This window comes from Mucilaginibacter flavidus (assembly GCF_024055575.1).
GTDB classification, from domain to species: domain Bacteria; phylum Bacteroidota; class Bacteroidia; order Sphingobacteriales; family Sphingobacteriaceae; genus Mucilaginibacter; species Mucilaginibacter flavidus.
The window spans coordinates 1-25,580 of the sequence record NZ_JAMXOE010000044.1; the positions used below are offsets into that span (position 1 = coordinate 1).

27 protein-coding genes are annotated in these 25,580 nt (G+C 40.9%); 6 read left to right on the forward strand and 21 right to left on the reverse strand.

All coding sequences use genetic code 11. The features are described from left to right. From NAF19_RS29730 to crtID, 19 genes are all read right to left on the reverse strand, one after another. Positions 1 to 2,091 (reverse strand): PHP domain-containing protein (locus tag NAF19_RS29730; protein WP_252794041.1); only part of this gene is annotated, 2,091 nt, incomplete at its 3' end. Positions 2,092 to 2,095: 4 nt separating this feature from the next. Then, on the reverse strand, positions 2,096 to 2,800 hold the full coding sequence (locus tag NAF19_RS29735; RefSeq protein WP_252794042.1) for a DinB/UmuC family translesion DNA polymerase: 705 nt from the start codon (positions 2,798 to 2,800) through the stop codon (positions 2,096 to 2,098). A 51-nt stretch (positions 2,801 to 2,851) separates the two neighbouring features. Continuing rightward, positions 2,852 to 3,226 (reverse strand): Y-family DNA polymerase, encoded by a 375-nt coding sequence (locus NAF19_RS29740; RefSeq protein WP_252794043.1) that lies wholly within the window; start codon positions 3,224 to 3,226, stop codon positions 2,852 to 2,854. A 705-nt stretch (positions 3,227 to 3,931) separates the two neighbouring features. Then, positions 3,932 to 4,357, reverse strand: coding sequence for a DoxX family protein (locus NAF19_RS29745; RefSeq protein ID WP_370362932.1), 426 nt, complete (start codon positions 4,355 to 4,357; stop codon positions 3,932 to 3,934). Then, positions 4,279 to 4,623: a DoxX family protein gene (locus tag NAF19_RS29750; RefSeq protein WP_252794045.1), complete on the reverse strand. Its 345-nt coding sequence runs from the start codon at positions 4,621 to 4,623 to the stop codon at positions 4,279 to 4,281. Before NAF19_RS29750 ends, NAF19_RS29745 begins: the two co-directional genes overlap by 79 nt. 154 nt (positions 4,624 to 4,777) lie before the next feature. After that, positions 4,778 to 4,954 carry a hypothetical protein gene (locus NAF19_RS29755; RefSeq protein ID WP_252794046.1) on the reverse strand — a complete coding sequence of 59 codons (177 nt, stop codon included), beginning with the start codon at positions 4,952 to 4,954 and terminating at the stop codon, positions 4,778 to 4,780. Between the two features lie 320 nt (positions 4,955 to 5,274). Further along, positions 5,275 to 5,562, reverse strand: a complete 288-nt coding sequence (locus NAF19_RS29760; RefSeq protein WP_252794047.1) for a TIGR03643 family protein — start codon at positions 5,560 to 5,562, stop codon at positions 5,275 to 5,277. Continuing rightward, complete coding sequence (locus NAF19_RS29765; RefSeq protein ID WP_252794049.1) at positions 5,559 to 6,248, reverse strand: MarR family winged helix-turn-helix transcriptional regulator; 690 nt, start codon at positions 6,246 to 6,248, stop codon at positions 5,559 to 5,561. The genes NAF19_RS29760 and NAF19_RS29765 overlap by 4 nt, the downstream gene beginning before the upstream one ends. A gap of 40 nt (positions 6,249 to 6,288) precedes the next feature. After that, positions 6,289 to 7,356, reverse strand: coding sequence for an oxygenase MpaB family protein (locus tag NAF19_RS29770; RefSeq protein ID WP_252794050.1), 1,068 nt, complete (start codon positions 7,354 to 7,356; stop codon positions 6,289 to 6,291). Continuing rightward, the gene (locus NAF19_RS29775; RefSeq protein WP_252794051.1) at positions 7,356 to 8,603 is read right to left on the reverse strand and encodes an NAD(P)/FAD-dependent oxidoreductase; all 1,248 of its coding nucleotides are present in this window, start codon (positions 8,601 to 8,603) and stop codon (positions 7,356 to 7,358) included. The genes NAF19_RS29770 and NAF19_RS29775 overlap by 1 nt, the downstream gene beginning before the upstream one ends. Before the next feature lie 9 nt (positions 8,604 to 8,612). Then, positions 8,613 to 9,263, reverse strand: a complete 651-nt coding sequence (locus NAF19_RS29780) for a flavin reductase family protein (RefSeq protein WP_252794052.1) — start codon at positions 9,261 to 9,263, stop codon at positions 8,613 to 8,615. Position 9,264: 1 nt separating this feature from the next. Further along, on the reverse strand, positions 9,265 to 9,981 hold the full coding sequence (locus NAF19_RS29785) for an SDR family NAD(P)-dependent oxidoreductase (RefSeq protein WP_252794054.1): 717 nt from the start codon (positions 9,979 to 9,981) through the stop codon (positions 9,265 to 9,267). Continuing rightward, entirely contained in the window at positions 9,981 to 10,661 is a 681-nt protein-coding gene (folE, locus tag NAF19_RS29790) for a GTP cyclohydrolase I FolE (protein WP_252794055.1), read from the reverse strand. The genes NAF19_RS29785 and folE overlap by 1 nt, the downstream gene beginning before the upstream one ends. Continuing rightward, complete coding sequence (locus NAF19_RS29795) at positions 10,658 to 11,413, reverse strand: lycopene cyclase domain-containing protein (protein WP_252794056.1); 756 nt, start codon at positions 11,411 to 11,413, stop codon at positions 10,658 to 10,660. The genes folE and NAF19_RS29795 overlap by 4 nt, the downstream gene beginning before the upstream one ends. Further along, positions 11,410 to 11,799: a sterol desaturase family protein gene (locus NAF19_RS29800; RefSeq protein WP_370362933.1), complete on the reverse strand. Its 390-nt coding sequence runs from the start codon at positions 11,797 to 11,799 to the stop codon at positions 11,410 to 11,412. The genes NAF19_RS29795 and NAF19_RS29800 overlap by 4 nt, the downstream gene beginning before the upstream one ends. A gap of 79 nt (positions 11,800 to 11,878) precedes the next feature. Then, positions 11,879 to 12,400, reverse strand: coding sequence for an isopentenyl-diphosphate Delta-isomerase (gene idi, locus NAF19_RS29805; protein WP_252794058.1), 522 nt, complete (start codon positions 12,398 to 12,400; stop codon positions 11,879 to 11,881). After that, the gene (locus NAF19_RS29810) at positions 12,397 to 12,900 is read right to left on the reverse strand and encodes a hypothetical protein (RefSeq protein WP_252794059.1); all 504 of its coding nucleotides are present in this window, start codon (positions 12,898 to 12,900) and stop codon (positions 12,397 to 12,399) included. Before NAF19_RS29810 ends, idi begins: the two co-directional genes overlap by 4 nt. Beyond that, positions 12,897 to 13,733, reverse strand: coding sequence for a phytoene/squalene synthase family protein (locus tag NAF19_RS29815; RefSeq protein ID WP_252794060.1), 837 nt, complete (start codon positions 13,731 to 13,733; stop codon positions 12,897 to 12,899). Before NAF19_RS29815 ends, NAF19_RS29810 begins: the two co-directional genes overlap by 4 nt. After that, positions 13,730 to 15,211, reverse strand: coding sequence for a bifunctional phytoene desaturase/3,4-desaturase (gene crtID / locus NAF19_RS29820; protein ID WP_256484587.1), 1,482 nt, complete (start codon positions 15,209 to 15,211; stop codon positions 13,730 to 13,732). The genes NAF19_RS29815 and crtID overlap by 4 nt, the downstream gene beginning before the upstream one ends. A gap of 135 nt (positions 15,212 to 15,346) precedes the next feature. Between crtID and NAF19_RS29825 the strand changes: the two genes are divergently transcribed. From NAF19_RS29825 to NAF19_RS29840, 4 genes are read left to right on the forward strand one after another with little or no spacing between them, the layout of a single operon-like run. Beyond that, the gene (locus NAF19_RS29825; protein ID WP_252794061.1) at positions 15,347 to 15,619 is read left to right on the forward strand and encodes a TIGR03643 family protein; all 273 of its coding nucleotides are present in this window, start codon (positions 15,347 to 15,349) and stop codon (positions 15,617 to 15,619) included. A gap of 8 nt (positions 15,620 to 15,627) precedes the next feature. Further along, a complete protein-coding gene (locus NAF19_RS29830; protein ID WP_252794062.1) occupies positions 15,628 to 16,926 on the forward strand; it encodes a DASH family cryptochrome in 1,299 nt (432 codons plus the stop codon). Next, positions 16,923 to 18,419: a cryptochrome/photolyase family protein gene (locus tag NAF19_RS29835; protein WP_252794063.1), complete on the forward strand. Its 1,497-nt coding sequence runs from the start codon at positions 16,923 to 16,925 to the stop codon at positions 18,417 to 18,419. Before NAF19_RS29830 ends, NAF19_RS29835 begins: the two co-directional genes overlap by 4 nt. Beyond that, positions 18,416 to 18,562: a DUF2256 domain-containing protein gene (locus NAF19_RS29840; RefSeq protein WP_252794065.1), complete on the forward strand. Its 147-nt coding sequence runs from the start codon at positions 18,416 to 18,418 to the stop codon at positions 18,560 to 18,562. Before NAF19_RS29835 ends, NAF19_RS29840 begins: the two co-directional genes overlap by 4 nt. A gap of 513 nt (positions 18,563 to 19,075) precedes the next feature. Here NAF19_RS29840 and NAF19_RS29845 read toward each other — a convergent pair. Next, the gene (locus tag NAF19_RS29845; protein ID WP_252794066.1) at positions 19,076 to 22,417 is read right to left on the reverse strand and encodes an ATP-binding protein; all 3,342 of its coding nucleotides are present in this window, start codon (positions 22,415 to 22,417) and stop codon (positions 19,076 to 19,078) included. 230 nt (positions 22,418 to 22,647) lie between these two features. Between NAF19_RS29845 and NAF19_RS29850 the strand changes: the two genes are divergently transcribed. Further along, a complete protein-coding gene (locus NAF19_RS29850) occupies positions 22,648 to 24,084 on the forward strand; it encodes an ATP-binding protein (protein WP_252794067.1) in 1,437 nt (478 codons plus the stop codon). A gap of 600 nt (positions 24,085 to 24,684) precedes the next feature. Here NAF19_RS29850 and NAF19_RS29855 read toward each other — a convergent pair. Beyond that, positions 24,685 to 25,179 (reverse strand): hypothetical protein, encoded by a 495-nt coding sequence (locus NAF19_RS29855; RefSeq protein WP_252794069.1) that lies wholly within the window; start codon positions 25,177 to 25,179, stop codon positions 24,685 to 24,687. A 122-nt stretch (positions 25,180 to 25,301) separates the two neighbouring features. Between NAF19_RS29855 and NAF19_RS29860 the strand changes: the two genes are divergently transcribed. Further along, positions 25,302 to 25,580 (forward strand): hypothetical protein (locus NAF19_RS29860; RefSeq protein ID WP_252794070.1); only part of this gene is annotated, 279 nt, incomplete at its 3' end.

The window sequence follows — 25,580 nt, forward strand, 5'->3', positions numbered from 1 at the left end:
GGTCTTTAAAAATAGGCTTTGGTAGCTTTCGACTGCGAAACTGGCAGAATGTGCTTTAGAAAAACTGTAACCTGCAAATGAAGATACCTGCCGCCATACTTCTGCTACAACATCATCCGGTCTACCCAACTTTTTTGCTTCTTCAAAAAATCGTTCTACCAATCGGTCAAATTCTTTTTTTGAGCGGTATTTGCCACTCATACCCCTACGCAATATATCAGCATCAGTACCGTCCATACCGGCGAAATGAATGCAAATTTTAATCACATCTTCCTGATACACCATTACGCCATAGGTTTCTTTCAGTTGTTCCTCCATTATGGGGTGGAGATAGTTAACAGTGTCAGGAGCATGATGGTATTTAATATATGCACCCATCATACCTGAACTTGCAACACCGGGCCGGATAATGGAGCTGGCCGCAACCAATATCAAATAATTATCACAATCCAGTTTCCGGATCAATTGCCGCATAGCTGGCGATTCGATATAAAAACAGCCAATGGTATTTCCGGTTTTTAATTGTGCGTTCACTACCGGGTCTTTCATAAATGATTTGACATGGTGAATATCAATTTTGCGTTGTTGGTTTTCTTCCACCAATTTAACCGCCATCTTTATATGCCCAATACCGCGTTGGCTTAAAATATCATACTTGTCAAAACCTATCTTTTCGGCCTCATACATATCCCATTGCACCGTAGCCATGCCTTTAGGGGGCAAATCAAGAGCTGTGTAGTAGGTGATCGGGTCTTCCGATATAAGTACACCACCCGCATGAATGGAACGCTGGTTAGGCATATTGGCCATGCGCTCATAAATAGCCGTGATTTTTTTAAATGTATCATTATTCCGATTGATAGCGGCCCGTGTCTGGTCAGTAAAACCATCAATTTCTGATTTGGGTAAACCCATTACCTTGCCGATTTCCCGGATGATACTTCGATCTTTAAACGTTGACATTGTACCCAAAAGGGCTGTATGCTGACTACCGTACCTTTTGAAAATATAGTCCTGCACATCTTCGCGTTCGTCCCAGGAATAGTCAATATCAAAATCCGGTGGAGAAGTGCGCTGTGCGTTTAAAAACCGTTCAAAATATAAGTTGAGTTCAATGGGGTCAACGTCTGTTATTTTTAAGCAATAAGCTACAATGCTATTTGCACCAGAACCGCGTCCTACATGATAATAGCCCTGAGAGGAAGAATAACGGATAATATCCCAGGTAATCAGAAAATAGGCGCAAAAGTCGAGTTCATAAATAACTTTCAACTCGTGCTTTACTTTTTTTAAGGCCTCTTTGTTGGTTTTACCATAGCGGTATTCCATGCCACTTAGTGCCAATTTTTCAAGCAACTCCTTGTCGTTTTTTTTATTGCCGGTAAATGTTTTACGATTGAGATTGATACGGCCTTTGGGGTAGTCCATTATGCAACGGTTCATTAGGTTGCGGGTGTTATCCAAAATAAAGGCGTAACGGGAAAATTTCGCCTCTAATTGACCGGGGGCTAAAAACATATCAGTCGGCATACATTTATCTTCCGGCTTAACCATCGTCAATACCGCATTCAGGTCAATGCCACGCAAATATTCATGTAAACGATATTCGATCCGATCTGATATAAACACCGGCTGTAAAGCCAAAAACTTGTCTTTTATAGCTGCGATGTCTTTATTAAATAGTTGGCTCAACTGGTCGAACCGAATACCTAAGTATTCATTAGTCTTTAATTCGCCCTGGTATCCATAAGGGTAAACCACAAAAGCATATTTGAAATCGGGGCAGGCATTTGGCAATGGTTTTTTTTCCAGGTTATGCTCGGTGAGGAAATCATTCAATTCTTTCATTCCTTCTCTATTCTGAGCAATACCAATATAAAGAAGTTTTTTTTCCCTCCTAAATTCCAATCCGCCAATAGGCTTTAATCCTTTTTCGTCACACTCCCGCATAAATTCCATAATGCCGGTGGAATTATTAATATCAGTTAACGCCATTTGCGTTATACCGCGCGCCATTGCCTCATCCACTAATTTAGGGATAGACATTGTACCATAGCGCAGGCTATAATGAGAATGGACATTAACGTACATGACATTACAAGTTTAAATCCATGCCGGAGGCCAGCTTAATGGAATGAGGGCCGAAACGGCGGCGTATCTTATCCATCGCCTGGCAAAGACTGTATTGTTCCTCGGATGCCGTATATAGATCAATTTGCTCAAATCCGTTCACCAGGTTAGATAGTCTAACACCAACCAACCGGATCAAAATTCGCTTTTGATAAGCTTGCTTAAAAAGTTCTTTGGTCTTTTTGATCAATGTACCATCTAATGCAGTATAGGGTATGCTGGCTTGTTTGGTGACATCTTCGCGCGTCGAATAACGGACTGTGACAGTTATACAAGCGGTTTGTTTTTTCTTTTGACGAAGTTCAAACGCTAAATCCATCACCATTGAGGTGAGTAAATAGTTAATGGCAACCAAGTCAATACTATCCTGTTTAAAAGTCATTTGGCTGCTGATCGTCTTTTGCTCCTGGTAAGGAATAACCGGGGAATCATCAATTCCCTTTGCTTTCTGTAATAACCAAATCCCATTCTTACCTAAAATACTGGTCATATATTCCGGATGCACTTGTGCCAACTCGTGTATCCGTTTGATGCCCATATCACTTAATTTTATAAAAGTCTTTTCCCCAAGTCCGGGAATTTTGCGGATCGATAGCGGATTTAAAAAGGGTTGTACCCCCATATATTCTATAGATAGTTCACCATTAGGTTTACATTCATTGGTCGCCATTTTAGAAACGGTTTTGTTTACAGATAACCCAAAAGAAATGGGTAATCCAGTTTATTTGATAACTTTTAGCCGTAATTCTTTGGCACATTTCAAAGTGCCATAATGCTTATCCATTCCCGTCATATCAATATAATGCTCGTCGATGCTGGCTTTTTCAATAAGGGGCACCTCCTGTTTTAATATTTCTGTGATCTCATGCGAGGCAGTTGTATATTCATCCATATTTCCCCTGATCCAAATACCGTGTGGGCAGAGCATCCTTGCCATACGAGCAGGCATGGCAGAATGAATACCGAATTTCCGGGCTTCATAACTACAAGAGGCTACAACACCACGATCAGACAGACTGCCAATGATAACGGGTTTCCCCGTTAACGACGGGTTTTTACGTACTTCTACGGACACGAAAAAGGCATCCTGATCCATGTGTATGATTTGACGGTTCGTGTTCATGAGTTCGACAGTTAAAGGGCTATAAAATTATGCTAATATTTTTAGTATTCCATAGCGTTGCCGACAAATAAATTTTCACACTTGTATTGGTAGATTGTTATTGAGTAAATTAGAGTTATGAAAACAGAGAGTTTTCAGATAGCCATTGGACAAATCAACGTACAAACTTTTGAGGTTCGGGACTATATCCATCACGAAAAGGATAAATGCAAATTTGAAAATTGGAGCATAAGCAAATCCGTCATGTACAGCACGGTTCGAAAAATCGTATTTCTTTACTGCTTTCTCTAATTGCAATAACTTCATAAACTCCGCTCTTGTTCAAACAACAGGGCTTTGTTGAAATTACGATAACGTATAAAGATAATATTAAGCATATTAATTTCACTACACAAACTTATAGGTTTATTTCAAATCACTGGTCATACCTGGCTATAATTGATGAAAGAATTCCGGCAAAATATAATTTTAAATGAAAAAACCTCGCAAGTACATCGGTACTTGCGAGGTTTTGTACTCCTAATGATACAAATATCCAACATTTTGTAGAAGATATACGGCTTTTAGGGCTTTTAATAGCATAAATTGGATACGCAACGGGAAGAATATCCGGATATCTTTATTGTGCTAATTGTATTTTTATTTTTGCCATTTTCTTTAATTGCTTTTTTGTCGAGTTTACCTATTACTTATCGCTTGAATACATATATATAAATTCAGGAGCATAAAAACGAAGGATGGCATTGATTCCCAAAAACCATCCTTCATTTTTAAACGCACGCCAAAACCTATCATCATCAGTAAGGAAAGACCGCCGGAAGCAATTGCCAGGATTGGCTGCCAAACCAATCCCAACAGCAGCCCTGTACCGCCAAGCAGTTGCAGGTAGCCAATAAGTTTCCTGAATTTATCCAGGCCATAACGTTCAAACTCTTCTTTCATACCGGAATTAAGAAAGAAGGAGAATCCATAAAAAAGAAAGGCAACGGCAGAAATAACAATTAATATATTTAGAAGCATTAAAATTAAATTAATCCGGAATGAACACCAGCTACAAACAAAGACAGGATCAATAAAAGTGCAGAGGGTACAAACTTCTGCCATGGATTCTTAACTTTAACATGGGCAGCCTGGGCACATAACATCAGCCCTGCCATCAAAAGCGCCGATACTAATACTAAAGCGGGATACCATATACCAACTATCAACAGTGTTGATAGTGCTATCTTAGCAGCTCCAACCAAATTTCGTAAAAGGTCTGGAATACCATAATGTTTGAATTCTTTAACAATATTATCATAACGGAAGATCCAGACATAAGCGACAGATGCCGCTACGATGATCTGGGCATAAATGGAAAGTGTGTACATATTAAATTTATTTAAATATGAATATTTAATTATAGCAGTCTATTTGTCTTTTAAATGCTGTTGTTTCTTTTGAGCGGCGAATAATCCCCAAGCGAAACCAACATACAATACGGTTACGATGACCGTAAGAATGATTAGATCTAAATTTTCCATGTTAGTTTTTCTTTTTAAGGTTAAAATAGATCAGTAATCCTACCATGGTAGGCGGCCAAAGCCCGATAAAGATGGCGCGGTCATGGTCTTTTAGAATAATGTAGTAATACTCGGAAATGAATATGATGACGATGATCATAGTCAGTATCGCAAATTCGATTTTTGAAAATTTATTCATTTGTTCTTTTTAAGTTGGTTATAATGTGGATAAAGCCATTGGCTTTGTACCAATGTAAAAGATAGAAAATGCACCAGGCTTTAATATATCTGGAAAAATGCAATGAGAATCAGCAAAAAATTAAGCTCCTTAACAGGTTCATAAAACACTGATAAGGCAAAAAGATCAGGACTTATTTATGCCTGTTTGTAATGGTGTATGGCTTTGCAGAAAACATCGGAATATTATAATTGGTTATGCAATTTAAAGATAAGTTTCTCACAATCACTATATATAAATTAAATATTGTATTCTTTATAAGAATCAAACGGCCTTTAGTGTTAATGCTTTTTACTAATCCTATTGCCACTTATTCGCTTTTGCCGCGTGCACTTGAATCTAAAAAATGTCGGCTCTCTCAATTTCTCATGCTTGGCTTTCCGTCCCTGCACACGTTCGCGCCATAATTTAAAACTGGACGAATTCATTTCTCTGCGCATTAGCCAGATGACCTGTTGTTCGGTAAATCCGAATTGCAATTTGATGGCATCAAATGAAGTGCGGTCTTCCCAGGCCATCTCAATCATTCGGTCAGTATCAACTAAATTTAGAATTAGGGTTTCACTCATTGTGCCGATGTAATTTCCGCTGCTAAATTTTTAAGGTCTTCTTTGTTCAAGATGGTTTTCTTTTCATAATGTTCCAGATGAAAGGTTTCCAATTTCTGTAAAAGATATTGCAGAGTGAACTTTTCGGCAATGGTCAATCTACCGGTAATGATTTTACCCACGTAGTTGGTATGTACGAATACCTTATACAACAATTCTTTACCCACATCAGTAATCGCGATGTGCTTGCTTCTTTTATCCTTTACATCATCCCATTGCCTCACAAGCCCTGAGGCGATCAACCGCCTGATCACTTCTGTACCTGATGTTTTTTCCTGTAGATTATAACTGATCAGTTCAGTTTTTGATAAGTGGTTATGCGTAAGCAAAATTGCCAATGCGGTAAAATCCTCGGCAGTTTGCAATGGCGTTCCCTCCAATGCTTTTTTAATATAAGATTTTGCATAACGGCTCATGAAAACAAACAGCCTCCCGATGTTATTGTCCAACTGATAGGCAATATTCAACGCGGCACTATCGCTGTCTCCAAACCTCACTTCGCTATTATGACTATCCCCGGTGGTGTCACCAACTTTATTCAACAGAAAACCTGTAAAATCCTGGATATAAACTTCCTGTCCTTGTTTTTCTTGTTCCAGTTCCGCTACGAGGTTTATTAATTGATGAATGAGTTGGTATGATTTCATGTTATTGTAAAATTATTAAGTATCGGTTAATTGTTCAAACTTAGTTTCTTTTAATGAGTTCCGGGTTCTGCGTTTTAAATGCAGCATAAGCCGTCCGGTAATTTTGCTTACTGTCACCTTGCGGTTTTAAGCTTTTCAGCAGATTCAGCGTTCTGATCAGCGTAAGTTTGTAAGCAGGTAGTTCGGGGGCATCAATTGCCAGCATATTCGATATTTCTTTGCCGAGCAGGTAACGCATTAAGCCCAAGATGTCATTGGCAGTAGCTTTACTTTTATTAACTGATAGGATATGATCTGTTAATGACTGAGTGAGTTCCTGCCCATGCCGGGAAACACAAAATTGCCGCTGTTTAATCATGCAATCCAATTGCTGCGCCATTTTTGAATTTTCAGGGATCAGGTCTTCATCCAATCCTGACAAATAACCGACTACTGCCCAGATATGCATAAACGCTCCCTGATCTTCCTGACTGACGTTATAACCAAGCATTCGCAGCCCTCGGATTACAATAAGGGAAAATGAAAGATTGGTTCCGGCCATATCCTCCTGGTTAATCGGCAATCCCCAGGCACCATCCCATTTGCCACTTTGAAGCGTATAGTAACGAACCGCTGCGTGCATGATGCGCACTTTTAAGATCTTTTCATAGGCGTTTCCGTCATTGCTAAAAGCACCCGGCCCCATGACCTCCCAAACAAAAACAGCAGTATCATATAGCCTTTTGGTGGTTTGCATGCGTATCAGTTCCGATAAATACAATACCATTGCGCCATTAGCTGCGGTATAGCAATAAGGCAGTGATAGTAAGCCCAGTAAACTCATAATGATCTCGGAATGCCGGGCATAAAACGCAGCGCCTGCTTTCATTAACCGTGGCTGTGCCCACGATGGCAAATCCGCAGCCTTATCGATGAAGGCAAAACCAGGAAAAGCAGCTTTAAGTAAATTCAAATGTTCGTCACCGGACTTACCGCTCATCCATTGCTGTAATTGCTTTTTCTTTTCTGCATCCGCAAAAACTTGCCGTATAAATTCATCCGCCTGCGGATCCCCTGATAGCCGTTTAAGGTTTAAAAGTTTATCATTATAGATCAAGTGTTTATTCATTAACGCATAGTATTTATAATTGCTTCTGCTGCAAGCCTGCCGCTTTTCATAGCTGCATTAATCGAGCCATTCATCAAATAATCACCACAGACAAAACATTGGGCATTTGACCGCAGGGCGGTGTAATCTGGCTCATTGCTCACCTGGTCATCATTTGGTAGTGCATAATCAATATGATAAGTTTTTAAATGCTTCCAGTTGACAGCTTCAGGGTACCAGAATTTCAGGTCAGTAATGACACTTTCCTGAAGTTCTGTTTGGTTCGCGTTGGAATAATCACCAATAAGCGACAATGAAATTAAAGCATCACCATTTTTAGAATAACCGGGTGAGATGCGATTCATCACTGCAATGTTATTCACGAGTTTTCCGGGTAAAGTATTTAGAGCGATGAGCGGCATTTCAAACGGCTTTTTCTCCGAAGTAAAATACATATTGCTAACGGAATGATGTGCAATTATAGAATTGCCATAACGAAAAGGAGAACGGGAAGGATCGGTTGCGGTCAAAACAAAATTCGCTTTATAGTTGGCCCCGCTCGTCGTCGTTACAGTACCACCTTCTACCGCTGATACATTTTGGTGAAACAAGAGTTCATGTGGAGAAAGGCATTCAGCCAACTGTTTAGGGATCATGCCCATTCCTTTCGCTGGGATTGCTGCATCGCCCTCGCCGAACATTTTAAATACAAACTCGAACATCCGGCTTGATGTTGTTAGCTGGTCTTCGAGGAAAATGCCGGTCATAAAGGGCCGGAAGAACTGGTTCATGATCGTTCCGCTAAAACCTTCGTTCTTCAGATACGCTGTGGTCGTGATTTCCTGCTCCGAAAATATAGCCTCGATACTCTTTCTGGACAGCTTTAGCTTTAACCGAAGCATTCGCAACTTATCCGAAAATGTCGCTGCGGATGACAGCAAAGTGCTTACCAGTGAACTTGGTTTCCTAATGGGGTCACCTATATTGGTAATGCCATCCCTGTTCAAGATCAACGCGCCGGGGTCAAATTTGCAAAGTTCAAGCGCCTCGTAATCTAAAAGGCGTTTGGCTTCAGGATAAGACGTTAAGAAAACCTGGAAACCCCGGTCGAGCAGGTAGCCATCTACTTCATCTGTCCGCACCCTGCCACCCACTCCGTCGGAGGCCTCCAAAACCAATACCGATTTGTCTGCTGCCTTTAATATTTTGGCTGCAGTTAAACCAGCTAAACCCGCACCAATGATAATCACCTCTGCATTTTTTTTCATAACCTACACTTAAGCCTTAGCATGATCTTCCTGCAAATGAGGTTCAACACCCGGCTTGGCATAAGCCAGTTCCCCTACCGGATATGGAAGATAATAGGTATCTAATCCTGCAACTGTCAGGGTCTTAGCTGCACTGTGTTTTATTGTACCATCTGTAGCTATTAAATAATCTTCTGTTAAGATATGAACGATCTCACCGATAACGATGCTTGTGTCGTTAATTTCCATATCGATGACTTCCTGAAGTTCCAGGCCAATCCGAACATTAGATTCCTTTACAAAAGGTGCTTTGAAGTCCTTAACATAGTGTTTATGAAAACCGCAGCTATCAAATTCAGAAACACCGGAAGGATAACTGGCGCTGGTCTGGTGCGCCTGCATATACCATTCTGGCAGTACGTTATTCAGGGTGTACTGACCTGTTGCTTTAATATTGCGCAGGGTATCGTTATGCTCGCGCTCCGGCCTGATCACGAAACCGATCAGCGGCGGGTTTGCCCCCAGGTGAAATGTGGAACTAATCATACACAAATTTGTAATACCACTATTGCTGGCTGTACCCAACAGATTCAACGAACGATAACCGATCAAACTATTGATCAAGTTTATCCGGTAATGTTTTTCCAGATGATAGATTTCTTCACTTTTAATATTTACCATATCAACTTGTTTTTAATTTCCCTAAACCGCCATCTATCCCGATTACCTGTCCCGTCATCCAGCTGCTTTCTTCTGATAATAAAAAAGCGATCAGTTGGCTGATATCTTCGGGCTGTCCTATTTTTCCTAATGGATGCCGTTTGGCTGACGCTTCCCGTTTTTCGGGTGTGCTAAGCAAGCTTTGAGCCAATGGCGTATCTGTTAAGGAAGGTGCTACCACATTTACCCGAATTTGCTGGGTGGCGAGTTCTGCTGCCAGAGAAAGCGCCATTCCCTCCACCGCGCCTTTTGCCGCGGCAATACTGGCGTGATAAGGCAGCCCGATTCTTGCGGCAACTGTGCTGATCAACACAATAGAGGACCCTGCGGCATTTTTAATGGACTTGATACTTTGCTGGATCATACAGGCTGCTCCTAAAACATTCAGCTGAAAATCATTTAAAAAATCTTCTGCTGTTAACCTGGTAAAGGGTTTGAGGTTAATGCTACCTACCGAATAAACCAGCCCATGCAATTTCTGCGGCAGGAACATTTCTACAGCATCGAGATTCCCTGTCACATCGGCCTTAAGAAATTGAACCCCCTCCGGCCATTCTTCAGATGCTGATCTTGAAACTACATAGATATTGGCATTTTGCTCGTGAAGCAGTTTAACCAACGTTAATCCGATGCCGGAACTGCCACCGACCACCAGGATATTTTTTTCTTTAAAATTCATTACCCGATATATTTTAAAAATTCATTCTTTGTTTCTGTCATTAAAAACTGCCCGCTGTATTCGGCGGTTAGCGTGGTGCTGCCTGCATCCCTGATGCCGCGGCTGGATACACAGTGGTGATGCGCATCTATGATCACAGCCACATCCTCCGTTCCCAATGCCTCTTTCAGCATATTGGCGATCTGCATCGTCAATCTTTCCTGCACTTGTGGACGTTGGGAGCAATACTGAACGATCCTGTTTAACTTTGACAGGCCGATCACCTTACCGTTACTGATATACGCTACATGAGCCTTACCGACGATAGGCACAAAGTGATGCTCGCAATTGCTAAACACCGCAATGTTCCTTTCTACCAGCATCTGCTTGTATTGGAAAGGATTTTTAAATAAGGTAGGTTTGGGTTTATTCGCCGGGTTCAGTCCGCTGAATATTTCCTTCACATACATTTTGGCTACCCGCCTGGGCGTGTCCTTTAAACTATCATCTTCCAGATCCATACCCAGCACCTGCATGATGCCGGTAAAATGTTTTGCGATCAGTTCCATTTTGGTATCGTCATCCAGTTCAAAGGCATCCGGACGAAGTGGTGTATCAAAGGAAGAATTATAATGTTCGTGCTCCAGATCAGTCACCACCTGTTCCAGAGTTAAGTCATTTACTGAATCGTTATTTATCATGAAATTGTATTAGTATAAGTTAAATGATGAGACCGATTACCAGCCTTTAAGCAGCTTTTTCGCCGCTCGTATAGGTTTGCACTCAGGCCGGTATAGATCATGACATTCAATAATATCAGATCCATCCCATAGAATATATCCTCAACAGGTATGGTTAAAATACGCAGGTTGACAATTTGAGCTGAATTATACCAGACGACCGGATTCGATAGACCTGTACCTGTCAACAAACCATTGACGAGTAAAAAAGGAAGCAAAAGCAACAGGTAGGCGATGTAGAAACGCGAAAGCCAGTTTACTTTTAATACAAATTGCGCTACACACAGTAATATAGCCAGCACTGCAAAGGTATAGCTGGTGTAACTTAAACTATGAAAGCGTATAGCCATAAAAACTGCAAAGGCTACTAAAAGCGTACTAATGACCAATTGACTCCGTTTCGATAGCGTCTTTTTGATAATCAGGTTTAAACAGGCATAAGTAAATACGCAAGAGTAAGGGATACAAAAAAAGAAAAGCACCTCTTCGATGGGTAAATTGCCAATATCAATGCCTGTTAAGTACTCCGCATTAAAACCCCATATTTTTAAATGGGTGAAATACATATCCCAGGCTATAAAAGCACCGCCGGTCAATATTATGGCTGGAAAAAGCGCGGGCCAGCGTTTTTGAAATTTCAGGCTTGGATGAAACGAGAAAATAATCGGTACCAATACCGAAAAAAAGTCGATCAGGAAATAGGTGAATTTCATGCCGGTTTGTTTTTCGAAGTGTTGCGGAAGTATTTCCAGGAAACCCAAAGCATCCCAAAGCTTTCACCATCATATTTTCCCGTATGCTTATGGTGCATTTTATGTGCCCGCCTAATGGCTTTTAAGTATCGATTCTCTGAATTACGGAGCACTTTTAACCGCTGGTGAATAAAGAGATCATGCACAAAAAAGTAACACACACCATAAAGGGTAATGCCTGTACCAATGCAAGTCCATACCGGTAAATGATAAAATGTTCCCGCGGTGAGGCAGGCAATGCCTGGAAGGGCAAATATCAGAAAGAAAAGATCATTACGTTCTAAAAAACCATAATGCTCCTTTAAATGATGATCGCGGTGTAATGGCCAGAAAATACCGTGCATGATATATTTATGTGTTAATCAGACTATACCTTCCATACCTGTAAAAGCGGCCAATATGATACCAACATTAATAAGATTCATTTTAAACAATTTGATAATAGATTTCCAATAACTGTTCAAGACATATTTTAAACCAGGCGGTATATTGATCCGGCTGTTCGAACAATTCAAATCGCAACAGGTCAGTATCCATATACCTGAAACCTGCTACTTCCGCAGTATTTGGCAGCGGCAGGTCATCGCTTATACCCATAAATACATGATCATATTCATTTTCGATCAGACCGTTTTCAAACTCATGGCGGTAGCTAAATTGAAACAACTCTATCAGGTCACAATCCATTCCCATTTCTTCCTTTAAGCGGCGATGCGCCGCATCAGGTGTCATTTCACCTAAACGGGGATGGCTGCAACAGGTGTTTGTCCAGAGCCCACCGGAATGGTACTTATCAAAAGCACGTTGTTGCAGTAACAATTGTCCCTTGCTGTTAAATATAAATACAGAGAAAGCGCGGTGTAGCGTTCCTGATTTGTGGGCGGCCATTTTATCCATTGTCCCCATAGCCTGGCCATTGGTATTGACGATCATTACACTTTCTTTCAATTTTTTAGCTTTTTAAGTTCATCCTGTTTTATAACCGGGAGCGCCGATAAATAGTTAAGGATCATTTCTTTTAATTCGAGGTCTTTACTATATCTGGTTTTGTCCAGCAGAAATTGTTTATCTGTGTCCAATTCATCATGATATCCCAAAAACGCAGGTAAATTGCTTTGGATCGAAAAGCGGATGAAACGCATTTCAAGGTTGAGCGTGTCATGCGCGATGGCTTTTTTGATCAGCACTTTTCCTCTATTGAATTTTTCAAGCTTAATCATAGGGTTTAAGGTGTATTTTGCCTGTATCATTTCATTAGCACCCTTATAACAAATCAGTAATGGAGCAGCCCTACCGCTATCCACCTGAAGCATCAATTGATTGAGTTGCGAAGCATCCCGCTTAACTTCCGGGGCATGATGATATAACGCCCTTATTTGATGCAGGTCAAAAGTCTGTACCGAGAGCGCACTAAGCGGTAGTAAGTAAAGCCACAACAGAACTTTCATAACACATTCAATTTGTACCTGATCAGGGAATCAAACATCAAATAAAATTTATGGGCGTTAGATACCCTTATCCGTTCAGACATCACCTTTTCGGCAGGCACTTTGGCGATCTTTCGGAATAGTTGTTTGTAATAAACGTAAGCCAGGTAAACTCCTTTGCGACAGGAACGCGGCAGTTGCCTGATACCATTTAAAGCCTCGTTTAGCTCTTTCAGAATATCTTCCTCGATCGCCCGCTTGTTTATGTCAGAAAATGCTGACAGGTTAACATCGGGAAAATACGTCCTGTTCAATTCCTGATAATCAGCGTTAACATCCCGGAGGAAATTCACTTTTTGAAAAGCCGACCCTAATTTCATGGCCGGTATTCTTAACTGTTCAAACTCTTCCTCGTTACCATTGGTGAACACATGCAAACACATAAGCCCCACAACCTGTGCAGAACCCATAATGTATTCTTCATATTTTTCAGATGTGTAAGCCTGCTCACCCAAATCCATTTCCATGCTGTTTAAGAATTGAGTGATTAAGTGGTGCTTAATGCCGAACTGATTAACTACGTGTTGAAATGAATTGATCACCGGGTTAATACTGATCCCGCGTTCAATAGCTGTAAAGGTGTCTACCTTCAATTCAGCCAGCATGAGCGATTTCGGATAATCATGAAAACTATCCACGATCTCATCGGCTAGCCTGACAAAGCCATAGATCGCGTGTATAGGATGCCGGACTTCCTTATTGAAAAAGAATATCCCAAGGGAGAAACTGGTACTGTAAAGCCTGGTTGTTTCCCTGCTGCATGTAGCAGATAAGGTATCGAATCGTTCTTTCATTTATGGTTGAGGTATTGAATAAGCAATTGAGCGGAAACCTTACCGGAAATAATCGAAGGAGGCACTCCCGGCCCCGGAACAGTAAGCTGCCCGGCATAGAAGAGATTCTTAACTTTTTTATTTTTGATTGAAGGTTTGAGGTGAGCGGTTTGCATCAGCGTATTCGCCAAGCCATAAGCGTTTCCTTTGAAGGAATTGTAATCTGCTTTGAAATCCTTGACACAGTAACTTTTCTTATAGTCGAGCGCGGTTCGGATTGGTACACGAGTATAGTCTTCCAGGCGTTCCATGATCTGACTGAAGTATTCTTCACGAAGGGCATCAGTATCTTCAATACCGGGCGCCAATGGCATTAGTATAAATAGATTTTCATGACCTTGGGGTGCTACACTTTCATCTGACTTGGATGGGCAGCAAACATAAAATAGCGGCTTGGTAGGCCATTTCGGGTCCTTATAAATTTCTACTGCATGAAGTTTCAGATCAGCATCGAAGAACAAAGTATGATGTTTTAATTTTTCAATTCTCCGTTTCACTCCCAAATAAAAGATTAAGCTTGATGGAGCCATTACCCGTTTACTCCAGTAATTTGCATCGTAATTTCTAAAAGCAGGATCAAGCAATTGTTCTTCTACATGGTGATAATCTGCTGATGCAATAACCCCGTCGTAGTGGCCATCACCGTATTTTGTGCTGATATGATCGATCTGTCCGTCCACAACCTGAAAATGGTTTACCGGCGAATCGGTATGAAAAACAACTCCCTGAGCTTCGCACACTTTTTGCATGCCCTCGATCACTTTACCAAAGCCGCCTTTAGGATACCAGGTGCCGAGCTTTAGTCCAGCGTAATTCATCAGGCTGTATAATGCAGGCGTTTCCTGGGGCATCGCGCCCAGAAAAAGAACTGGAAATTCCATCAATGCAATCAACTTGGGGTTTTTAAAGAACTTCCGCACATGCTTACTGAAAGCAGTAAAAACCTGTAGTTTAAATACACCTTTAAATAAGTCCCAATCCGCAAATTCCCAAAGGGACAAGCCCGGTTTATAAACCAACTTGTCCATCCCGGTATGGTATTTATAAGCAGCTTCTTTTAAAAAAAAGCGGAGTTTTTCAGCACTACCAATTTCGATAGATTCAAATAACACGCATAGCTGTTCGAAGTCTGCCGGAATGCTTAGTGTATCATCCTGTCCGAAAACTATGGTAAAGCCGGGATTCAATTGTTCCAACTCGTAAAAGTCAGCAGGTTGATAACCAAAGTCTTGAAAGAACTTTTCGAATACTTCCGGCATCCAGTACCAGCTTGGCCCCATGTCAAATACATAACCATTCGCTGAAAGCTGGCGCGCCCGGCCGCCAACTGTATTGTTTTTTTCATAGGCAGTCACGCTATACCCGGCCTGTGCCAGGTAGGCCGCTGCACTTAAACCTGCGAAGCCGGTGCCGATTACTGCTGTGTTAATTTTGTCCAAGTAATATATTTAATAGACAATTATAGTACAATATTGTTTTACTTTTTAATATTTAGTATTATATTGCACAAATATGGTTAACCGTAGAAAATCCTCATAACATTATCTTTATCATTGCATACTAAAATATTATATATGAATACTCCAATATTTGATCTTGTAGTTACGGACCGCATCATAGAGATGGCTTGGGAAGACCGAACACCCTTTGATGTTATTAAGATTCAATTTGGAATTGGTGAACAACAGGTCATTGAATTGATGCGCAAAGAAATTAAGCCGTCAAGTTTCAAAATGTGGCGCAAGCGTGTGCAAGGGCGAAAAACTAAACATGGAAGTTTGTCGGGCAGGTTTAAATGTGACAGGCAAAGACAAATCAGCGCCAATAAGATCAGTAAACGAAATTAATAGTCCTCATGCCTGCGAAAAAAATTGCCTTAGTTTGGTTCAAAACAAATCTACGTTTACGTGATAACGAATGTTTAGTGAAAGCCATGGCAGAAAATGATGAAGTGGTGCCATTTTATTGTTTGGACGATGAGCTTTTGGGTAACACTAAATTCGGGTTTAAGAAAACCGGGGTTATCAGATTAAAATTCTTAAAAAAAAGTTTGCAGCAATTGGATGAAGATTTGCAGAGCTTAGGTTCAGGTTTGGTCTTATCAAATGGAATTCCAGAAAAAGAGATTTTCAGGATCGCAAATGAATACGGCGCTCAAAAAATTTATGCAGAGAAGGAAGTCGCTCCGGAGGAATTGATCACAGAAAAAAAAGTAGCAGATGAACTCTTGAAGTTAAATTGCACTTTTTCAACTTTTGAGTGTCGAAACCTTTTTCATTCGTCTGAACTCCCATTTCCTGTTGGGCAATTGCCGGATACATTTACAGAGTTTAGAAAAAGGACAGAAAAGGTAGTTGCCATCAGGCCGGTGTTGCCTAAACCATCTAATATCGTATCTCCTAAAATCGCTCCATTAAATTTAACATCCTTAAATAAGTTATTTACCACAGAAATAACGGTTGACCCGCGGACTGCGATACAGTTTAAAGGTGGCGCGAAGGCAGCACACGAGCGCTTGCAGTATTATTTTTGTGAAACGCAGGCCATATCAACATACAAAGAAACACGCAATGGTATGGTAGGTGAACGGTATTCTTCCAAATTTTCTGCCTGGCTGGCATTAGGCTGTATTTCTGCAAGAGAAATCTACGAAGAAGTAAGAAAATTTGAAACGATATACGGAGCCAACGAATCTACCTACTGGCTCATTTTTGAATTGCTGTGGCGGGACTATTTTGGGTTCTGCATAGAAAAAAACGGGATACGTTATTTTTTAAGGTCAGTTAGCCAACAACCTAAAGCGGCTAATCCCTCAAAATTTAATGCGGCGCTAATCCAATGGATCAACGGCCAAACCGGCGAGCCATTTATAGATGCCAATATGATTGAACTAAAACTTACCGGCTTTATGAGCAACAGGGGCAGGCAAAACGTGGCCAGCTATTTTTGTAATGATCTAAAGCTGGACTGGCGCTACGGCGCAGCTTATTTTGAACAGCAATTAGTTGACTACGATGTTTGCAGTAACTGGGGTAATTGGGCTTACCTTGCAGGCATAGGAAACCACCCCAGCCCTAACCGTTATTTCAATATCGCCAAACAGGCCGCGATGTACGATCCGGATAACATTTTTCAACAGCTTTGGCTTACATGATCAATTCAGCTACTATCATTTTCCCACACCAGTTATTTAAAAACCATCCGGCATTACAAAAAAGCCGAGTGATTTACTTGGTGGAAGAATGGCTGTTTTTCCGGCAGTATCACTTTCACCTGCAAAAACTAGTACTGCACCGGGCAAGCATGAAATGTTATAAAGACTGGCTGCAGCAAAATGGCTACACCGTTAATTACATTGACACCAACGTAAACGAAAATGATTGCCGGCAATTGGTGGCAAGCCTCGCCAGCCAAAAGATAAGTCATATACACATGGCTGTTGTTGCAGATGACTGGCTTTTTAAAAGAGTGCAAAATGCCAGCGCCAAACACGACATCACCCTGCACCTTTACGATAGCCCTAATTTTTTAAATACAGCACAAAGTACGGAGGATTATTTCAGTAAAAAGAAGACTTACTTTCAAACTGACTTTTATAAATGGCAGCGGCAGCAGCGCGGCATTTTGCTGGAAAGTAATGGGCAACCGATAGGCGGCCAATGGACATTTGATTCGGATAACCGGCAAAAGTTCCCTAAAAAAGAAAAAGCACCAGTTATCGAATTACCGCAGGAGAACAAATATATTGTTGAAGCTAAGCAATATGTAAAAAAGTATTTCCCCTATAATTATGGTGTTTTAGACACGCCGTGTTTGTTTGTGGTAAGCTTTGATGATGCTGCAAACTGGCTGGATGAGTTCTTAAAGAACCGCTTTGAAAAATTCGGTATTTATGAAGATGCCATCGTGGCCAAGGAAGCCATACTTCATCATTCGGTTTTAACACCGATGCTCAATATAGGGCTCTTACAGCCCGCCCAAATCATTGAAGCAGCATTAGCTGCAGCACAGGAATATGATATCCCCCTGAACTCTTTAGAGGGGTTTATCCGCCAGGTAATGGGCTGGCGGGAATTTATCCACCTAGTATACAATCGCGAAGGTGTTAAACAACGCACCACAAACTATTGGAAATTTAAAAGAAAGATACCCCATAGTTTTTGGACAGGCGAAACGGGGATTCCTCCGATTGATATAACGATTAAAAAGATCTTACAAACCGGGTATTGCCATCATATCGAAAGGCTGATGGTATTGGGGAATTTTATGCAGTTGTGTGAATTTGATCCCGATGAAGTATACCGTTGGTTCATGGAAATGTTTATCGATGCATACGATTGGGTAATGGTACCCAATGTGTATGGCATGACGCAGTTTGCCGATGGTGGCCTGATGGTCACCAAACCCTATATCAGCGGCAGTAATTACCTTATGAAGATGAGTGATTATGAAAAGGGCGAGTGGCAACCTATATGGGACGGGCTTTTCTGGCGATTCATGCACGTGCATCGCAGCTTCTTTCTAACGAACCCGCGTTTAGGAATGCTGATTAATACTTACGATAAAATGGCTTGCGAAAAGCAGCAAAATCATTTAACTAACGCCGAAATGTTTTTAGCACAACTGGATAACGAAACAACGCAATGAAGGATGTTAAAAAGCAAAATTTACCTGCTAAAATCTGCATAGTTTGCAACAGGCCCTTTACCTGGCGTAAAAAGTGGGAGAAAAATTGGGACGAAGTAAAATACTGCAGTGATAGATGCAGAAATAATCCCAATCACCCTTAACCTTTAGGCGAATACCACTTAACCCATATTTCAGCCAGGCTAGTTCACTCAACGGTGTAGCGATCATTGTCTAACTCTTTATCATGGACGCCGAATATGCTTGCATTGGTTTTGCTGTCATTTGGCATAAGGTTCTTGTTCTCCTTCGAGATGTGCGGCGGCCATTTCAGCGGCGCTGGAAGCTGGCGATCCGTAAAAAGCGCGGGGTCGTATTATCCAATGCAGCCGCTAACGCATAAGCCGCGGTGTTAACCATCGTGGTGATTTGCGTTTTCGTAGGACCTACAACCAACATGATCTCATCTAAATTTTTAACTTGGCTGGAAATTCCGGAGCCATGACCACCTCGTTGCGAAATAGCAAACAGTTAATTCCGTGACACTTTGATCATATCAATTCATTGATTATTAATAGTGATTTTCTAAAGTGATTACACAAATCGGTGCTCTACATCCCACAGAATCGCCTGGTCAAGCCTTTCGGAATATTCAAGCTATCCGAAGATTGAGCTATTTATAAAGCTATTGGTAGTAAAAATTTAAAATCTGAACCTTCTCCAAGTTCGCTTTCTACCCATATTTTGCCGTCATGCCTTTCAATGATCTCGGCACTAAGATAAAGCCCAATTCCAAAACCTGATATATTTTGGTGGTTTGCTACCCTATAATACCGGTCAAACAGTTTAGCTTGATCTGATTGTTTAATACCAAATCCTTGATCCTTTATGGATACGGTCATTGTATTTTCCGAAAAATTAGATGAAACGATTATCGGAGTGCCATTAGGTGAATACTTGATCGCATTACCAAGTAGGTTAGACAGAACTGAACCTATTTTATCGCGGTCGGCAGTTAATATAGTAGTTGGACCTGGATGAAATGATATTCGATGCGCGGTCATATGAAGTTCCGTTTCCTCGATCATTTCCTCTATCAAGGTGTTGATCTCAAACGTATTTTTATGCAGCTGTATTTTACCTGACTCTAATCTTGAAAGGTTAAGAAAACCATTGATTAGCGCCGTCATCTTCCTGAACTGGTTGGTCATCTTTTCCAGTTTTTCTAAAGCAAAATTATCCTCCTTTTTACGGGCATTCATTTGCAATAATTGCGTATACCCATTCAGCGAAGTCAAGGGTGTTTTCAATTCATGACTTACCATGCCTATAAAATCGTTTTTTCTAATCTCATCTTCCTTACTCTCAGTAATATCCAGAATAGTTCCAATAACCGATTTTACTTCCCCTTTTTCATCCAGTTCTACTTTACCAGTTGAACTCAGCCATTTTAGCTTACTTCCATCCAATGGTTGAATCTGGTAATCTTGACGAAATCCTCCTTTAATTGCTACTGCATTTAAAATAGCCTGTTGGAGGCGTTCCCTATGCTCAGGTACCACAACTTCAAGGGTTTCATCAAAAGATAACTTTATACCTAAGGGTATAGCATGAATATGCCGTGCTCGATCTGAGACAAGTAATTCGTCTGTGCCCCATTCGGTTCGCCATAAACCCATACCTGAAGCCTCCATAGCTAGTTTGAGTGTGTCATTGGCTTTTTGGAGTTCTATATTTGCTTCTTCCCGCACCTTAGTGATATTAATCTGTGCTCTAATTTTAGTAAGTAACTCTGCAGATGAAAAAGGTTTAATCAAATAATCATCTGCTCCGACCTCTAAACCATCAATCCGGGCTTCGTTACCGGCACGCGCAGAAAGAAAGATAATAGGTATTCTTCTGGTCGCCGGATCATCACGCAATATTTTGATCATAGTTTTACCATCCATTACCGGCATCATTACATCGCTCAACACCAGATGTTGCTTTGATTTTTTTATGACATCCAATGCTTCGGAACCATTTACAGCAGTGGTAATGGTGAAATATGGTTCCAGTAAGCGTTTCAGATAGGCGCGCATATCTCCGTTATCATCTACTATTAAAACATTGGTTTCTTTATCTTCTGAGAAGTCTTTATGACCAGAAACATCGCCAGTTTGGGTAAGGATCTCTCCATATGCAATTTGTTTACCTTCATCCTGTAGCAAACTATAGGCTTCCTGTATAAAAGCACTCTTTAAAGCAGTTGAATCAATATCTCTTTTAGTATCAATTACATTTTCTTGAGGCAAGTGATATTTACCTACTGGTATATGTATAATAAACGTACTTCCGGCACCTTCCACACTTTCAACAGTGATCTCTCCTCCATGTAAATGTACCAGCTCATGCACCAAGGAAAGTCCGATCCCTGTACCTTCATGTGTTCTTCCAGCCGAGTTTTCAACACGGTGGAAACGCTCAAACATATGTGGTATTTCTTTTTCGGGAATCCCTACACCTGTATCAGAGACCTTAAGGATAACGCCGCGTCCTTCTTGTGCTAGGGAAACGCTGATCGTACCTTCAAGTGTGTATTTAAAGGCGTTAGACAATAGGTTCAGAACGATTTTTTCCCACATTTGCTGGTCAACAAAAAAATCGTCTTTTGTAGGCTGGCAATCAACCATTAATTTCATTCCTGCTTTTTCAATGATCGAACGGAAACTGCTGGTCAGGTCGGTGGTTAGCTCGCACATATCTATCCGCTGATAGGTAGCCTGTACCCGGCCAGCTTCAACCCGACTGTAATCCAACAAGTTATTCACGAGTTTTAACAGCCGTAAAGCATTGCGGTGAGTTACTTCAACAGATGAACGGCTAACCACATCTAAGTCTGCTTTAGCTAACAAATCTTCTAACGGCCCAAGCATCAGCGTCAACGGAGTTCTGAACTCATGACTTACGTTACCGAAAAATGCCGTCTTTGAGCGGTCAATTGCGGCTAAAGCTTCTGCACGTTTTTGTTCCTGCTCATAGGCATAAACATTTGAAATAGCTGTATTGAAGGTATTACCTAAAAGGTTGTAGAAGTTCCGGTAGTCCGTATCTAATGCGCGGCATGCACTCACGCCGGCTATAATAAAACCAAATAGTTCTTCCTGTCCGCTTAAGCGCAGCGGTATAAGCATCGCCGTGGATGGACTAATGTCATAAGGCTCACAGTTGAACGTCCCAAACAAATTTCTTAGGTCTGCGACCTCTTGAATTTCGTCTGAACTGATCATTGAAGTTACCGGCCAGAACGCTCGATCTTGATGCGCATGGAGATCTATCACTAGCGGAGCCATTCCCGTCCCTGCTGGCAAACCCGAATTGCTGATCAACCTGGCTTTGCCGTTCTGATGATTGATTTCATATATGAGTAGAAACGGGATATCCAGTACATAGTCCTCATAAAGTTCAGTGGTAACGCGTCCTATTTCCGTCAAGGACTTCACTTTGCCAATTGCTTCGCCCAGGTCTCGTAGTTCCTGAGTTCGTCTTGCGCTCAACATCTTTACTGTTGTTTCCGTGATCGGGTGAAAAATGCCGCCAACGCCGCCTGATTCATCTCGTATCGGCGCGAACGAGAATGTCATCCACGCTTCCTCCAAATATCCGTAGCGGTCGAGAAACATTCGCTGATCATTAATATAGGTACCTTCGCCTTTTTGTCCGCGGGTAAACGCATCGCCAACTACGGCGAGAGCGGTTTCCCAGCATATGCGGAAATTCATACCCATAGATTCCGGATGCTTCGCACCACAGATTGGCCGGTAGCTGTCATTGTATATTTGTATTGTCTCAGTTCCCCAAGCTATCAGAATAGGGAATGTTGAAGATAGGCAAAGGCTGACCGACGTTCTTAAACTTTGTGGCCACACTTCTATAGGGCCCAACGCCGTTTTCGACCAATCCATAGTTCGAATAAGCTTGCCCATTTCACCACCGCCGGAAAGAAATTGCTCCTTACTATCTGTGCTTGATAATTCCATCTTATATGCTGTTCAGGTTTTTAATAGAAACTGTAATGAAGAAGTAAATGTAATTTATTAATTTGTTATACGATATACTGATTGGCTAGCACCAATCACATCAACAATAGTCTCTTATGAGGTTATCAAGTAAATTAAAGCAGTTGCAAACACATTGAGGCTCATTATACTCTTTCTATATATATGCCTTTTTATTTTTTATATTGCAAGAATTAACATTAGTTTAGTAGATGCCTTATACTGCTCCTAGTACCGAAACGCTTAAAGCGCTTGAAACGGCGCCAAATATTTATTTGATATTATCGCCAGACTTATACATTCTTACCGCCAGCAATCTTTACTTAGAAGCTACACATACCAAGCGTGACTCAATCAGAGGCAAACATATTTTTGAAGCTTTTCCTGACAATCCAGATTATCCAGATGCTGACGGAGTTCAAAACATTAACGCTTCCCTACAAAAAGTACTATTAACGAAAAAGCCGCATAACATGCATATACAACGCTATGATGTGCCTGATATTAATAACCCCGGGAGATTTATTCAGCGCTATTGGGACCCAAGCCATATGCCTGTGTTTGATGATAATGGAGATATCAATTATATCATCCAATTGGCTAATAATGTAACGGACAAAGTGCTCCTGGCTATAGAAGCTGCTAACGTTGGTACTTGGAACATTGATATTGAATCCAAAATAATGACCGCCTCAGCGCGGTTGAAAGAACTTTTCGGATTCCATAGCACTGAAGATGTAACCCTCGAAGCTTGTTTCAACCAAATTACAGAAGAACACAGAGAACGGATAATTGCAGCTGTGGACAGCATAATTACAAATGGCGGGTATTATGATGTAACCTATACTGTTGAAGGGTTTCATGATAAAAAAGTCCGTTGGCTACGTGCCGTAGGCAATTTAGATAAAGATGCCATGACCGGCCGCGCCGTCTTTACTGGTGCCATTATGGATATCAGCGATATTAAGCAGGAAGAGATTCGCAAAAATGATTTTATTAATATGGTTAGCCATGAACTTAAAACCCCACTAACTTCGCTAAATGCTTTAATACAGGTGGCCCAGTTAAAGCTTAAAGACAGCGATGATAGTTTTTTAGCCGGAGCGATGGACAAATCCAATATGCAGGTAAAGCGGATGACAAACATGATCAATGGCTTTTTAAATATGTCGCGTTTTGAGTTAGGGAAGATATTTATCGAAAAACAAAATTTTGATATATCAGCACTTATCATAGAGGTAATTGCTGAAGCAGCTCTGTCTACGGCTGCTCATGTTGTACATTATGGTGATTCACCTAAAATTATTGTTTTTGCCGATAAAGAAAAAATCTTATCTGTAATATCAAACCTTATCAGTAACGCAATAAAATACTCACCTAAAGGAAGCCAGGTCTGGGTGCATTGCACTAAAAACAGCCAGGAGATAATTGTAAGTGTAAGAGATGAAGGTATGGGACTTAAACAAGCTGATCTTAAAATGATATTTGACCGTTATTACCGTGTAGAGACTAGCAATACCAAGCATATAGCCGGTTTTGGTATTGGCCTTTATTTAAGTTCCGAACTAGTGAAGCGACATGGTGGCCGCATCTGGGCCGAAAGCGAAATCGATTTTGGTTCAACGTTTTATTTTAGCCTACCCTTGTAACGTTTAGGTGTTGGGATATTTCTTAATAGCAACGTGTCAGGAAACTTTCCGCAAGTAGCTTGACTCATCTTCCGCCCTTAAAGCATCCCTTCTTACGATAGCTTTTAAAGGGTATGCAAAGGAGTATGGTCCTAGTAGATTGTCGCACAAATTAATTTTAAAAATTCGTTTGTGATTAACTTTGACTTTCAAAAGTTTTTGATCAGGGATATGATAGCATCCTAAAACCGCCCCCTATTTTCATCAAAGATCATCAAACCATAAGAAAACAGGAGGCGATTTTCGGGCGGGCGTAGCCCGCCGCCGGGGGATTTTAAACATAAGGGGGATTGCTCCCAGTCATGGTCGGAAGAAATTCCGGCCATTTTTTATGTTTTGAAGAATAGGTACCAATTTAACTTCGTCCAGATAGCTATTTATATATTCCGAAAGGCTTGACCAGGCGATTCTGTGGGATGTAGAGCACCGATTTGTGTAATTACTTTAGAAAATCACTATTAATAATCAATGAATTGATATGATCAAAGTGTCACGGAATTAACTGTTTGCTATTTCGGAACGAGGTGGTCAATGGCTCCGGAATCTCCACTAAGCCCCTTATCATATCTCTTTGCTAACGATTTGACCCAATGCCATATCTATTCGCTCATCAGTGTTCTCCTGCAAGCTTAGATACAAAGATAGCGGATCTACTACCGGCATATCGTTAGGTAATTCCCCAACGAGTTTTAAGGGATTGTATTTCCAAACCTCCAGGCCAAACCGGCCTTCCTGGTCATTCAGATCGCGCAGTTTACCATTTTCTAATAAATCATAAAAACTACCCTTATCAATGGCGTAAAACTGTTGTCTGCTTGGGTTCATATCACTATATTCAGGTAAGGCAGATGTATTGGCCAGTAACATAAATGTTTTTTGGGGTTTTTCATCAATATAAACTGTGCGTAATACCGGGTTGACAAACAACTTACGTTTGATCATTTCGTTCCAAAGTTCAGCCCGATCTAACCTGAATCTGATGAATTTTTCTTTTTCACCACTTACCTCAACGATCTCCTCTTCTTTAAGGTTATCAATCGCTTTTGTTATGGCCACCCTGTCTTTTAATTTTTGTTGTTAAGTTAATAGGGTGCATAGTGTTGCAAAAACCGTTAAACTTATTGAAGATTAATATATATCTTTAAATTTAATCTACTTATTCAAAAGAAGAACCCGAAATGAATAGACAAACTATATCTGATTACAAATTCTTAAAGGGTGGCGGTGAAATGGGTGAATTGATCCGATCAATTGATTGGTCACAAACGCCTATTGAAGCTGTGGAAAGCTGGCCAACTGAGTTAAAAATTGCAACTGGTATTATGTTGTCTACCCCATTCCCTATGTATATCTCCTGGGGCAAAGAGTATATTCAGCTTTATAATGATGGATACCGGCCCATACTTGGCTCGACCAAACATCCGCAGGCAATGGGTATCAGTACCAGGGAAACATTT

Excerpts from the sequence above, each read along its gene's own strand:
- NAF19_RS29735 (WP_252794042.1), bottom strand. The coding sequence starts at position 2,800 with ATGGCGACCAATGAATGTAAACCTAATGGTGAACTATCTATAGAATAT.
- NAF19_RS29740 (WP_252794043.1), bottom strand. The coding sequence starts at position 3,226 with ATGGATCAGGATGCCTTTTTCGTGTCCGTAGAAGTACGTAAAAACCCG.
- NAF19_RS29745 (WP_370362932.1), bottom strand. The coding sequence starts at position 4,357 with ATGGCAGAAGTTTGTACCCTCTGCACTTTTATTGATCCTGTCTTTGTT.
- NAF19_RS29750 (WP_252794045.1), bottom strand. The coding sequence starts at position 4,623 with ATGTACACACTTTCCATTTATGCCCAGATCATCGTAGCGGCATCTGTC.
- NAF19_RS29755 (WP_252794046.1), bottom strand. The coding sequence starts at position 4,954 with ATGAATAAATTTTCAAAAATCGAATTTGCGATACTGACTATGATCATC.
- NAF19_RS29760 (WP_252794047.1), bottom strand. The coding sequence starts at position 5,562 with ATGAGTGAAACCCTAATTCTAAATTTAGTTGATACTGACCGAATGATT.
- NAF19_RS29765 (WP_252794049.1), bottom strand. The coding sequence starts at position 6,248 with ATGAAATCATACCAACTCATTCATCAATTAATAAACCTCGTAGCGGAA.
- NAF19_RS29770 (WP_252794050.1), bottom strand. The coding sequence starts at position 7,356 with ATGAATAAACACTTGATCTATAATGATAAACTTTTAAACCTTAAACGG.
- NAF19_RS29775 (WP_252794051.1), bottom strand. The coding sequence starts at position 8,603 with ATGAAAAAAAATGCAGAGGTGATTATCATTGGTGCGGGTTTAGCTGGT.
- NAF19_RS29780 (WP_252794052.1), bottom strand. The coding sequence starts at position 9,263 with ATGGTAAATATTAAAAGTGAAGAAATCTATCATCTGGAAAAACATTAC.
- NAF19_RS29785 (WP_252794054.1), bottom strand. The coding sequence starts at position 9,981 with ATGAATTTTAAAGAAAAAAATATCCTGGTGGTCGGTGGCAGTTCCGGC.
- folE (WP_252794055.1), bottom strand. The coding sequence starts at position 10,661 with ATGATAAATAACGATTCAGTAAATGACTTAACTCTGGAACAGGTGGTG.
- NAF19_RS29795 (WP_252794056.1), bottom strand. The coding sequence starts at position 11,413 with ATGAAATTCACCTATTTCCTGATCGACTTTTTTTCGGTATTGGTACCG.
- NAF19_RS29810 (WP_252794059.1), bottom strand. The coding sequence starts at position 12,900 with ATGAAAGTTCTGTTGTGGCTTTACTTACTACCGCTTAGTGCGCTCTCG.
- NAF19_RS29815 (WP_252794060.1), bottom strand. The coding sequence starts at position 13,733 with ATGAAAGAACGATTCGATACCTTATCTGCTACATGCAGCAGGGAAACA.
- NAF19_RS29825 (WP_252794061.1), top strand. The coding sequence starts at position 15,347 with ATGAATACTCCAATATTTGATCTTGTAGTTACGGACCGCATCATAGAG.
- NAF19_RS29830 (WP_252794062.1), top strand. The coding sequence starts at position 15,628 with ATGCCTGCGAAAAAAATTGCCTTAGTTTGGTTCAAAACAAATCTACGT.
- NAF19_RS29835 (WP_252794063.1), top strand. The coding sequence starts at position 16,923 with ATGATCAATTCAGCTACTATCATTTTCCCACACCAGTTATTTAAAAAC.
- NAF19_RS29840 (WP_252794065.1), top strand. The coding sequence starts at position 18,416 with ATGAAGGATGTTAAAAAGCAAAATTTACCTGCTAAAATCTGCATAGTT.
- NAF19_RS29845 (WP_252794066.1), bottom strand. The coding sequence starts at position 22,417 with ATGGAATTATCAAGCACAGATAGTAAGGAGCAATTTCTTTCCGGCGGT.
- NAF19_RS29850 (WP_252794067.1), top strand. The coding sequence starts at position 22,648 with ATGCCTTATACTGCTCCTAGTACCGAAACGCTTAAAGCGCTTGAAACG.